This window comes from Phreatobacter sp. AB_2022a (genome assembly GCF_026847585.1).
Taxonomy (GTDB): Bacteria; Pseudomonadota; Alphaproteobacteria; order Rhizobiales; family Phreatobacteraceae; genus Phreatobacter.
The window spans coordinates 1-10,889 of the sequence record NZ_JAPSET010000091.1; the positions used below are offsets into that span (position 1 = coordinate 1).

General features: G+C 68.5%; 10 protein-coding genes. 7 read left to right on the plus strand and 3 right to left on the minus strand.

All coding sequences use genetic code 11. The features are described from left to right. A partial coding sequence (secG, locus tag OZ671_RS31230) for a preprotein translocase subunit SecG (RefSeq protein ID WP_268864314.1) occupies nucleotides 1-290 on the minus strand: 290 nt, incomplete at its 3' end. A gap of 232 nt (nucleotides 291-522) precedes the next feature. After that, complete coding sequence (gene tpiA / locus OZ671_RS31235; RefSeq protein WP_268864315.1) at nucleotides 523-1,275, minus strand: triose-phosphate isomerase; 753 nt, start codon at nucleotides 1,273-1,275, stop codon at nucleotides 523-525. Between the two features lie 508 nt (nucleotides 1,276-1,783). Here tpiA and OZ671_RS31240 point away from each other — a divergent pair. The 6 genes from OZ671_RS31240 (at nucleotide 1,784) to OZ671_RS31265 (ending at nucleotide 9,077) form a co-directional block, all read left to right on the plus strand. Further along, complete coding sequence (locus tag OZ671_RS31240; RefSeq protein ID WP_268864316.1) at nucleotides 1,784-3,667, plus strand: peptidylprolyl isomerase; 1,884 nt, start codon at nucleotides 1,784-1,786, stop codon at nucleotides 3,665-3,667. A 31-nt stretch (nucleotides 3,668-3,698) separates the two neighbouring features. Further along, nucleotides 3,699-5,216 carry an anthranilate synthase component I gene (gene trpE, locus OZ671_RS31245; protein ID WP_268864317.1) on the plus strand — a complete coding sequence of 506 codons (1,518 nt, stop codon included), beginning with the start codon at nucleotides 3,699-3,701 and terminating at the stop codon, nucleotides 5,214-5,216. After that, on the plus strand, nucleotides 5,213-5,812 hold the full coding sequence (locus tag OZ671_RS31250) for an anthranilate synthase component II (RefSeq protein ID WP_268864318.1): 600 nt from the start codon (nucleotides 5,213-5,215) through the stop codon (nucleotides 5,810-5,812). Before trpE ends, OZ671_RS31250 begins: the two co-directional genes overlap by 4 nt. After that, nucleotides 5,812-6,849, plus strand: a complete 1,038-nt coding sequence (gene trpD / locus OZ671_RS31255) for an anthranilate phosphoribosyltransferase (RefSeq protein WP_268864319.1) — start codon at nucleotides 5,812-5,814, stop codon at nucleotides 6,847-6,849. Before OZ671_RS31250 ends, trpD begins: the two co-directional genes overlap by 1 nt. Next, nucleotides 6,842-7,645, plus strand: coding sequence for an indole-3-glycerol phosphate synthase TrpC (gene trpC / locus OZ671_RS31260; RefSeq protein ID WP_268864320.1), 804 nt, complete (start codon nucleotides 6,842-6,844; stop codon nucleotides 7,643-7,645). The genes trpD and trpC overlap by 8 nt, the downstream gene beginning before the upstream one ends. 235 nt (nucleotides 7,646-7,880) lie before the next feature. Then, entirely contained in the window at nucleotides 7,881-9,077 is a 1,197-nt protein-coding gene (locus OZ671_RS31265) for a vWA domain-containing protein (protein WP_268864321.1), read from the plus strand. Between the two features lie 74 nt (nucleotides 9,078-9,151). Here OZ671_RS31265 and OZ671_RS31270 read toward each other — a convergent pair whose 3' ends face one another. After that, on the minus strand, nucleotides 9,152-9,487 hold the full coding sequence (locus tag OZ671_RS31270) for a phasin family protein (RefSeq protein ID WP_268864322.1): 336 nt from the start codon (nucleotides 9,485-9,487) through the stop codon (nucleotides 9,152-9,154). 496 nt (nucleotides 9,488-9,983) lie between these two features. On the opposite strand from OZ671_RS31270, the gene OZ671_RS31275 reads away from it, so the two are divergent. Then, nucleotides 9,984-10,889, plus strand: a 906-nt coding sequence (locus OZ671_RS31275; protein WP_268864323.1) for a D-alanyl-D-alanine carboxypeptidase family protein, incomplete at its 3' end; no start/stop codon positions are given.

Genomic DNA, 10,889 nt, shown 5'->3' on the forward strand with positions numbered 1-10,889 from the left:
GCGCCGGGCGTGGCCGGGGCGGTGGGAGCGGCCGGCGCCGTGCCGCGCTCCAGGAACGAGCGGGGTCCGCGCGCCTGGGTCGCCAGCACGGCGAGCACGATGGAGGTGAAGAAGAAGGCTGCCGCCAGGATGGCGGTGGCCCGGGTCAGCACGTTGGCCGTGCCGCGCGAGGACATGAAATTGCCGCCACCGCCCATGCCGAGGCCGCCGCCCTCGGAGCGCTGCAACAGAACGACGACGATCAGTGCGACCACGATCATCAGATGGACGGCGAGAATGATGCTCTGCATGGAGCTCGACGGTCCTTCGCGACAAGGAAAGCGGGTCTCTACACGATCGTTTCCGGCTTGCCTACCCCGAACCAGCAGGGAAAAGGCAAGCCTCGCTCGCATGGGGAAAGCCGCGGCGGCAGCCCGCCGGAAAGCGGCCCTCGACCACGCGATATAGGCAGCTCCGCCGGCCTTCGCCAGCCTCGCGTCCGGCCCGCGACGACGCGCCGCCGGCCGGCCGTCCCGCCGCGGTTCAGCGATAGGCGGCGGCGATGCCGAGGAAGTCGGCCGCCTTCAGGCTGGCGCCGCCGACCAGCGCGCCGTCGACATTGGCGACCGCCATCAGCTCGCGCGCGTTCGACGGCTTGACCGAGCCGCCATAGAGAATGCGGATGCCGGCGGCGTCCTTGCCATGCTGGCGAACCAGCTTCTTGCGGATCAGCGCATGGACCTCGGCGACGTCGGCCGCGGTCGGCGTCAGGCCGGTGCCGATCGCCCAGACCGGCTCGTAGGCGACGATGACGGTCTCGGGTGTCGCATTTTCGGGGACGGAGCGCTGCACCTGCCGGCCGACGACGGTCAGCGCCTTGCCGGCCTCGCGCTCGGCCCGCGTCTCGCCGACGCAGACGATGGCGGTGAGGCCCGCACGGATCGCCGCGAAGGCCTTGGCGGCCACCTGTGCATCGGTCTCGGCGTGATACTGGCGCCGCTCCGAATGGCCGACGATGACGGCGCTCGCGCCGGCCTCGGCCAGCATCTCGGCGGCGACGTCGCCGGTGAAGGCGCCTGATGTTTCCGAGTGGCAGTCCTGCGCGCCGATGGCGATGCGCGTGCCCAGCGCCTGCAGCGCGGCCTGGTGAATCAGCGGCGTCGGCGGGCAGATCATCAAGTCGACCCTGGCCCTCAGGGCGGCATCGTAGCCCTCTGCCATGGCGCCGATTTCCGCAAGCGCCTTCCTCGACCCGTTCATTTTCCAGTTGCCGGCGACCAACGGACGCAACGCCATCAAGACCTCCTTCCAATCCTGTCAGCCGGCTTGCTACCAGATGGCGCGGGATGGGGCCAGTGAGCCCGGCCCGCGTGCCCGGCCGCGCCACCGCCGGGGTCCGCGTTTCGGCGCCTTCGGCACCCGGGCCGTCCACCGCGACTGAAGGACGCCGGCCAATGCCTTGATTCCGGGTCCGTTTCGTCCTGCTTCCGCTGCCGGCTCGGGCGCCGACCGCAAAAACCAGCGAAAGACACACAAGACGAGCGCATGCGCTTGCCCGGAAACGGGGCGGTCACTATGCTCCGCCAACTTTTTTGGCCCCCTCACGGCGAACGGAGCGAATTCGGCATTCGCGTCCCGTCCGGCACCGGGCGCAAAGCGCATGTCGAATCGAAGGCTCCACTCGGGCTCGAAGAGTTGCTAGTGGTCCCTGGCGAATCCGGCATCTGCCTGAGCACCCGGGCTTGATGGCATGCTGATGCCGGCATCGGACCACCAACCGCCGTCCCTCGGAGACCGCACGGGCATGCTGACCGGCATTCGCACCACTTTCGCCACGGGCTTCATGCGCTACGTGCTCATCGCCCTGATGAGCGTGCTCGTCGGCAGCTTTGCGATCTGGGGCATCGGCGACATCTTCCGGGGCGGCACCTCGACGACGCTCGCCTCCATCGGCAGCACGCACATCTCGCAGCAGACCTTCCAGACCATGTACAACCGCGAGGTCCAGAATCTCGGCCGCATGCTCGGCCGCGGCGTGACGCCCGACCAGGCCCGCTCCTTCGGCATCGAGCAGCGCGTGCTGAGCCAGCTCGTCACCGACGCGACGCTGGACGAGCGCGGCCGCCAGCTCGGCCTCGGCATCGACGACGAGACCATCCGCACCCGCATCGTCTCCTCGCCCTCGTTCCGCGGCCCCTCCGGCCAGTTCGACATCAATGTCTTCCGTGAACTGCTGCGCCAGAACGGCTTCACCGAACAGAGCTATATCGATATCGAGCGCCGCCTGGCCGTGCGCCAGCAGCTCGCCGGCGCGGTCTCCGATCGCCTCGGCACGCCGCAGCTCCTGATCGACACCCTCGCCCGCTACCAGGCGGAGACGCGCACCGCCCAGTTCGTGACGATCGGCGCGCGCGCGGCCGGCGATGTGCCAGCGCCCGAAGCGAGCGTGCTGCAGGCCTATTTCGAAGCCAACAAGGCAAGTTTCCGCGCGCCGGAATACCGCAAGCTGGTTCTGCTCACCCTGTCGCCGCAGGATCAGGCCGCCTTCGTGCAGGTACCGGATGCCGACATCGACGCCGAGGTCCAGCGCCTGCGCGATACCGGCGAGAAGCGGACGATCCAGCAGATCGTCTTTCCGAGCGCCGAGGAGGCGCAGGCAGCCCTGACCCGTATCCGGGCCGGTCTCGAATTCGCCGAGGTCGCCAAGGAGCGCAATATTTCCGAGACCGATCTGACGCTCGGCCATCTGGCGCGGGCGGAGGTGGCCGACGCGCAGGTGCGCGACGCCGCCTTCGCGCTCGCCGAAGGCGCCGTCAGCGATCCGATCCGCGGCAGTTTCGGCACGGTCCTGGTGCGCGTCACCAAGATCGACGCGATCAATGCCGAGGCCCTGCGCGAGCAGGCCCGCACCCGTCTCGCCGTCGAACTGGCGCGCAATGCGGTCAACGACCTGCACGACAAGGTCGAGCGCGAGCGCGCGACCGGCCTGCCGCTGGCCGACATTGCCGCCAAGGTCGGCCTCACCGTCAGCGTCGTCGACGCGGTCGATCAGACCGGCGCCGACCCGGCCGGCGTGCAGCTCAACCTGACCGGCGCCAATCTGGTGCTGCCGGCCGCCTTCCGCGCCGATGTCGGCATGGAGAACGATCCGGTGCAGGTCCGCGAGACCGGCGCCTTCATCTGGTTCGAGGTGGCGGCGATCACGCCGGCGCGCGACCGCACGCTCGACGAAGTCAAGGACCGCGTCGAAGCCCGATGGCGTGAGGACGAGGTGAAGGGCCGCATCACCAAAGCGGCGACCGAGATGACGGAGGCGATCCGCCAGGGCAAGACGCTCGCAGAACTCGCCGCTCCGCTCAGCCTCGAGGTCAAGACCAGCCGAGCCTTTACGCGTCAGACGACCGAAGGCGACTGGGGCACCGGAGCGATCCAGGCCCTGTTCGCCACGCCGAAGGGCCAGGCCGGCAATGCGCCGGCCGCCGACGGCATCGACCGGATCGTGTTCGTCACCGAGGACATCGCCGTCCCGGCCGACGCCGCGGTCGACGCCCGCACCCAGGCTCAACTCACCCAGTCGATCGAGGACGACATCCTTGGTCAGTACATCGCGCGCCTGCAGAAGGACTATGGAGTCAGCATCAACCAGACGGTGCTGCGCCGCGCGATCGGCGGTGGCGACGGCGGCTAAGGCCCGCCCGCTCCCCGCGGGAGACACGACAATGCAGATCGAACCGGCCTTCGAGGCCTTTGCGACCGTTCACGCCAGCGCCAAGCCGCAGGTCGTCTGGACGGCACTCGTTTCCGACCTGGAGACCCCGGTCTCCGCCTATCTCAAGATCGCCGGCCAGAAGTCGAACGCCTTCCTCCTCGAATCGGTCGAGGGCGGCGCCGTCAAAGGCCGCTATTCCATTCTCGGCATCGAACCAGACCTGATCTGGCGCTGCCGCGGGTCGGTCGCCGAGATCAACCGGCGGCCCGCCGTCGACCGCACGGCCTTCGCCCCCCTGCCCGACGCTCCGCTCGTCGAGCTGCGCAAGCTGCTCGCCGAGAGCAAGATCGACGTCCCCGACCGGCTGCCGCCGATGGCAGCCGGCGTCTTCGGCTATCTCGGCTACGACATGGTGCGCCAGATGGAGCACCTGCCCGATGTGAATCCGGACCCGCTCGGCCTGCCCGACGCCCTGTTCATCCGGCCGACCGTCGTGCTCGTCTTCGATGCGGTGAAGGACCAGATCACCGTCGTCACACCGGTACGGCCACAGCCCGGCCAGTCGGCGCGCGCAGCCTATGACCGCGCGGTCGACCGGCTCACCGCCGTGGTCGATGCGCTCGACACGCCGCTCGACAAGCAGACGCCCCTGCCCGACCACGGCGAGATCATGGACGGGCTGGTGTCGAATACCAGTGTCGCGGACTACTCGGCCATGGTCGACCAGGCCAAGGAATACATCGCGGCCGGCGACATCTTCCAGGTCGTGCTGTCGCAGCGTTTCTCGACGCCGTTCCAGCTGCCGCCGTTCTCGCTCTATCGCGCGCTGCGGCGGGTCAACCCCTCGCCGTTCCTCTACTATCTCGCCTTCGACGGCTTCTCGGTCGCCGGCTCCTCGCCGGAGATCCTGGTGCGGGTGCGTGACGGCAAGGTCACGATCCGGCCGATCGCCGGCACGCGGCCGCGCGGCGCGACGCCGGCCGACGACCAGCGGCTCGGCGCCGACCTGCTCGCCGACCAGAAGGAGCGCGCCGAACATCTGATGCTGCTCGACCTCGGGCGCAACGATGTCGGCCGCGTCGCCAAGATCGGCTCGGTCAACGTCACCGACAAGTTCTTCCTCGAGTTCTATTCGCATGTCATGCACATCGTCTCGAACGTCGAGGGCGACCTCGATCCGCGCCACGACCTGATCGACGCCATGGCCGCCGGTTTTCCGGCGGGCACCGTGTCGGGTGCGCCGAAGGTGCGGGCGATGCAGATCATCGACGAGCTGGAAAAGGAGAAGCGTGGCCTCTATGCCGGCTGCGTCGGCTATTTCTCCGCGACCGGTGCCATGGACACCTGCATCGTGCTGCGCACGGCGGTGGTCAAGGACGGCGTCATGTATGTCCAGGCCGGAGCCGGCATCGTCGCCGACAGTGTCAATGCCATGGAACAGGCCGAATGCGTGAACAAGGCGAAAGCCCTGCTGACCGCGGCCGACGAAGCTGTGAAGACCGCCGCGCGCGCCGGGAGGGGACAATGAAGATTACCCTCATCGACAACTACGACAGCTTCACCTGGAACCTCGTGCACTATATCGGCGGCCAGGGCGCGGAGGTCGACGTCGTCAGGAACGACAAGACCAGCGCCGAGGCGGTGATCGCGGCGCGGCCGGATGCCATCGTGCTGTCGCCGGGTCCCTGCACGCCGAACGAAGCCGGCATCTGCCTCGATCTCGTCGCCAAGGCATCCGCCGACATTCCCATGCTCGGCGTCTGCCTCGGCCACCAGGCCATGGGCCAGGCCTTCGGCGGCACGGTCGTCAGGGCGCCCGCCCCCATGCACGGCAAGCTGTCGGAGATCAGTCATTCCGGCCGCAGCGTGTTTCACGGCATCAACGGCCCGTTCCACGGCACGCGCTACCATTCGCTCGTGGTCGAGCGGTCGAGCCTGCCCGACGCGCTGGAGGTCACCGCCGAAACCGAGGGCGGCATCATCATGGGCCTGATGCACAAGGACCGCCCCGTCCACGGCGTTCAGTTCCACCCCGAAAGCATCGCGTCGGAGCATGGCCATCGGCTGATCGCCAACTTCCTCGGCCTCGCCTCCGCATGGAACGACACCCGGAGGCGCGGCTGATGGAACAGTTCAAGTCCCTGATCGCGACGGTTGCGAACGGCGCCAGTCTCGATCGCGCGGAAGCGCTGCGCGCCTTCGACATGATCATGTCGGGCGATGCCACGCCTTCGCAGGTGGGCGGGTTCCTGATGGCCCTGCGCGTGCGCGGCGAAACCGTCGAGGAGATCACCGCGGCGGTGGCCAGCATGCGCGCCAAGATGGTGACGGTGGAGGCTCCGGCCGACGCGGTGGACGTCGTCGGCACCGGCGGCGACGGCTCGCATTCGCTCAACATCTCGACCTGCGCCGCCTTCATCGTCGCCGGCACCGGCACGCCGGTGGCCAAGCACGGCAACCGGGCCCTGTCCTCGCGCTCGGGCGCGGCCGACTGCCTGATGGCGCTCGGCGTCAAGGTCGACCTGACGCCCGAGGACATTGCGCGCTGCATCAGCGAGGCCGGCATCGGCTTCATGTTCGCCCCGGCCCACCATCCCGCCATGAAACATGTCGGGCCGACCCGGGTCGAGCTTGGCACCCGCACCATCTTCAACCTGCTCGGCCCGCTGTCCAATCCGGCCGGTGTCAAGCGGCAGATGGTCGGCGTCTTCTCGCGCCAATGGGTCGAGCCGCTGGCCGAGGTGCTGAACAATCTCGGCTCCACCAGCGCCTGGGTCGTGCACGGCTCGGACGGGCTCGACGAGATCACCGGCACCGGCCCGACCGCAGTCGCCGAGCTGAAGGACGGGCGCGTCTCGACCTTCGAGGTCAGTCCGGGCGATGTCGGGCTGAAACCCTGCCCGCCCGGCGCCCTCAAGGGTGGCGATGCCACCGAGAATGCGGCGGCGCTGCGCGCGGTGCTGGCCGGCGCGCGCAACCCCTATCGTGACGTCGCCGCGCTCAATGCGGCGGCGACGCTGGTGGTCGCCGGCAAAGCCAGGACCCTGCCCGAAGGCTTCGCCATGGCGGAAGCCTCGATCGACAGCGGCGGCGCGATGAGCCGGCTGGAACGGCTCGTCGCGGTATCCCAGCCGGCCGAGCGCGGAGAGACCCATGGCTGACATCCTGAAGCGGATCGAGACCTACAAGCTGGAGGAGATCGCCGCGGCCAAGGCCGCGAAGAGCCTCGCCGCGCTCGATGCCGAGGCGCGCGGCGCGGCGCCACCGCGCGGTTTCGCCCAGGCGATCGGCATGTGTCACGCGGACGGCCGCACCGCCCTCATTGCCGAGATCAAGAAGGCGAGCCCCTCCAAGGGGCTCATCCGCCCCGATTTCGACCCGCCGGCGCTCGCCCGCGCCTACGAGGCCGGGGGAGCCGCCTGCCTTTCGGTCCTCACCGATGCGCCCTCGTTCCAGGGCGCGCCGGAATTCCTGACCGCGGCCCGCGCAGCGACCGGCCTGCCTGCGCTGCGCAAGGATTTCATGCACGACGTCTATCAGGTCGCCGAGGCGCGCTCCTGGGGCGCCGACTGCATCCTGGTCATCATGGCTTCGGTCGACGATGCGCTCGCCGCCGATCTGGTCGCGGCCGCCCATGACTATGGCATGGACGCGCTCGTCGAAGTGCACGACGAGGCCGAGCTCGATCGCGCGCTGCGCCTGCCGTCCAGGCTCATCGGCATCAACAACCGCAACCTGCGGACCTTCGAGGTCACGCTCGCCACCTCCGAGCGGCTCGCGCCGCAGATCCCGGCGGATCGCATCATCGTCGGCGAGAGCGGCATCGCGGCGCCGGCCGATGTCGCAAGGCTTGCGGCGGTCGGCATCCGCACGCTGCTCGTCGGCGAGAGCCTGATGCGCCAGCCTGACGTTGCGGCAGCGACGCGCGCTCTGCTGACGCAGCACGCCGCTACGTAAGGCCCGCCTGCGGGAGGTCTCGCAGCGCGCCTTTGGAACCGCGTGGTCAACGGCGGGTAAATGCCCGCCGGACAATGATCCGACAATTGAAACCCGCCCGATTCCGATTGCTTATCGGGTGCCCGCTACAGTGGCCCCTCGGGCCCGGATTTCTCTCACGCCGCGAATGGGCGGGCGCAGACCAAAGTCCTGCGAGAAATTCGGGCTGGGTCGCGGGCATGGGGCGATCGGGCGGATGTCGAGCCTAATCCGGAAATTCCGTGGCGATCGCCGCGGCACGGTCGCGGTCGTGCTGGCCATCGCGATCTATCCGATCATGGTCATGGTCATCGCGGCCGTGGACATCACGCGCGTCAGCGAGGCCGAGACGCGGCTGCATGCCGCCGTCGACATTGCCGCGCTGACGGTCGCGCGCCAGCTTGCGGACGGCAAGCTGACCGGCGATCCGACGCCGACGGCCCGGGCGATCGTCGAGGCCAATCTCGGCGTCTCCTCCCTGACCAATCTGCAGGTGAGCGCGCGCATCGATGGACCGGCCGTCACCGTCGACGGCAGCGGCCAGCTGGCGCTGACCTCGAGCCTCATGAACAGCGGCCCGGCGACCGTCGCCGCGACGGCCAGCGCGATCTGGCGCACCAAGAAGATCGACCTCGTCCTGGTGCTCGACAATACCGGCTCGATGGCGAGCGCCGGCAAGATGGACGCGCTCAAGGCCGCGGCGACCAATCTCGTCAACACCTTGAGCCGGGCCGCGCCGAACCGGCCCGACGCGGTGCGTGTCGGCATCGTGCCGTTCGATACCCAGGTCAATGTCGGAACCGGCTATCGCGACGAAAGCTGGCTGCGCTTTTCCGGCACGACCACGGCCAGCAGCTGGACCGGCTGCGTCATCGACCGCAACCAGCCCTACGACACCGACGACACGGTGCCCTCGGGCAGCGATACGGCCTTTCCGGCCCGCAACTGCTCGACCGGCAAGCTCGCGACCATCCTGCCCCTGACCACCGACTGGACCGCCCTGACCAACAAGATCGCGGCGATGAACCCGTCCGGCAATACCAATGTCACGATCGGGCTGGCCTGGGGCCTGCACATGCTGACCCCGGCCCAGCCGCTGACCAATGCGCGCACGGTCGCGCAGGAGCCGGAACTCGAGCGGATCATCATCCTGCTCACCGACGGCGACAACACCCAGAACCGCTGGAGCACCAGCGGCACCGAGATCGATGCCCGCACCGACGCGGCCTGCGCCAATGTGAAGGCGAATGGCATCCGCCTCTATACGATCCGCGTCATCGACGGTGATGCCGCCCTGCTGCGCCGCTGCGCCTCGCAGACCACCATGTATTATTCGGTGGCCCAGGCGAGCGAGCTCGGGCCGGTCTTCCAGCGCATCGCCACCGAGATCACCCAGCTGCGCCTGACCCAATAGCCGGACGGAAAAAAGGCCCGGTGCCGGCGGCATCGGGCCTCGAAAACAATCGTCCGCCAGTCAAAAACCGCGGCTCAGCGCGCGGCGACCTTGCCGAACAGGCCTTCGTAGGGCTGCGCAGCTTCCTTCGCGAGGTCGGCATAGAGCTCGCCGATCTTGGTCGCCCGCGCGACGGCCGCCTCATAGCCCGCCCTGATCAGTTCCGACTGCAGCTCGAGCGCCTTGTCGAGGCTCTTCACGGTGGCGAATTTCTCGACCGCGGCCGTGCCGTCCTCGACCGACTTGCGGGCGTAGTCGACGAATTCGGCGGCGATCGCCTGGTAACCCTTGGTCACAGCGGTCAGGCTCTTGACGGTGCGATCGAGACCATCCTTGCCGAGTTTCTGCACGTCATCGAAATTCTGGAACATGACATGACTCCTGCCGCGGCTGCGCCGCCGGGGTTTAATTTTTCGCCAGGAAAAGTGGTCCTGGGGACAGAAATCACCTACCGGCCTTGCTGCACTGCGTCAACGACAATGTGCGATGCAACATCAACAATATCAAGCCACTAACACTGATCGAGCGATCAGCATGCCGGCTTTCTTTCGCGATTCGGGCTGATTCGCTTAACCAACTGGCAACCGCGACACGATAGCGTTCGTCCTACGTTACCCGTGAGCAACGGGGAGCGGCGTCAAGAGTACGGCTGCGTATCGCCGAGAGTGGTGTTGCGTCGCCGGCGGCCCTTCGGGCCGTCGGTTTCGCAAGGCCGGCAGATCCGCGCTGGACCTCGAACACGCGAGGGACAGGGACGCGGACCGGTCGCCAGAAGGCATCGGCCGCCTGGAGTTCAGGGGTGGTGCAATGGCGACCACAGTCGGCGCTGGTCGGACCGCGTCAGGGCATCTCGTCAGACGGCTTGCCATGATGGCCGTCACGGCGGGTGCGATCGCGACGGCCCTGCCCCACACGGTCGAGGCGCGGCCGCGCCGCTATGGCGGCTACATGCCGGCCTATTCGGCCATCGTCATCGATGCCAAGACCGGCCAGACGCTGCATCAGGAATCCCCCGACGCCCAGCGCTTTCCCGCGTCCGTCACCAAGGTGATGACGCTCTACCTGCTGTTCGAGCAGATCGAAGCGGGCCGCTTCTCGCTGCAGTCGCCGCTGCGTGTCTCGGCCGAGGCCGCAAGCCAGCCGCCGTCGAAGCTCGGCGTGCGCCCGGGCTCGACGATCACGGTGGAAGAGGCGATCCGCGCGCTCGTCACCAAGTCGGCCAATGACGTGGCCGTGGTGATCGCCGAGAACATCGCCGGCGACGAGGAGCGCTTCGCCGCGCTGATGACGCGGCGCGCGCGCTCGCTAGGCATGAGCCGCACCACCTTCCGCAACGCCTCGGGTCTGCCGGATGCCGAGCAGATGACCACCGCGCGGGATCTCGCCACCCTCGGCAGGGCCATTCAGGACCATTTCCCGCGCTACTGGAGCTATTTCCAGACCTATTCCTTCGCCTATCGGGGCGTCAATCACCGCAACCACAACCATCTGCTCGGCCGCGTCCAGGGCGTCGACGGCATCAAGACCGGCTACACCCGCGCGTCCGGCTTCAACCTCCTGACCTCCGCCCGCCGGGGCGACCGCCAGCTGGTGGCTGTCGTACTCGGCGGCCGTTCCGGCGGCTGGCGCGACGCGCGCATGCGCCAGCTGCTGGAAGCCAATTTCCCGCAGGCCTATGCCGGCCGCCGCACCGCGCCGATGATCGCGCGCGCCGCCGAACCGGAAAGCCGCCCGACCCGCATCGCCGTCGCCGCCCAGGTGCCGGTGCCCGGC

Excerpts from the sequence above, each read along its gene's own strand:
- OZ671_RS31270 (WP_268864322.1), bottom strand. The coding sequence starts at position 9,487 with ATGTTCCAGAATTTCGATGACGTGCAGAAACTCGGCAAGGATGGTCTC.
- OZ671_RS31250 (WP_268864318.1), top strand. The coding sequence starts at position 5,213 with ATGAAGATTACCCTCATCGACAACTACGACAGCTTCACCTGGAACCTC.
- trpD (WP_268864319.1), top strand. The coding sequence starts at position 5,812 with ATGGAACAGTTCAAGTCCCTGATCGCGACGGTTGCGAACGGCGCCAGT.
- OZ671_RS31265 (WP_268864321.1), top strand. The coding sequence starts at position 7,881 with ATGTCGAGCCTAATCCGGAAATTCCGTGGCGATCGCCGCGGCACGGTC.
- OZ671_RS31240 (WP_268864316.1), top strand. The coding sequence starts at position 1,784 with ATGCTGACCGGCATTCGCACCACTTTCGCCACGGGCTTCATGCGCTAC.
- trpC (WP_268864320.1), top strand. The coding sequence starts at position 6,842 with ATGGCTGACATCCTGAAGCGGATCGAGACCTACAAGCTGGAGGAGATC.
- trpE (WP_268864317.1), top strand. The coding sequence starts at position 3,699 with ATGCAGATCGAACCGGCCTTCGAGGCCTTTGCGACCGTTCACGCCAGC.
- tpiA (WP_268864315.1), bottom strand. The coding sequence starts at position 1,275 with ATGGCGTTGCGTCCGTTGGTCGCCGGCAACTGGAAAATGAACGGGTCG.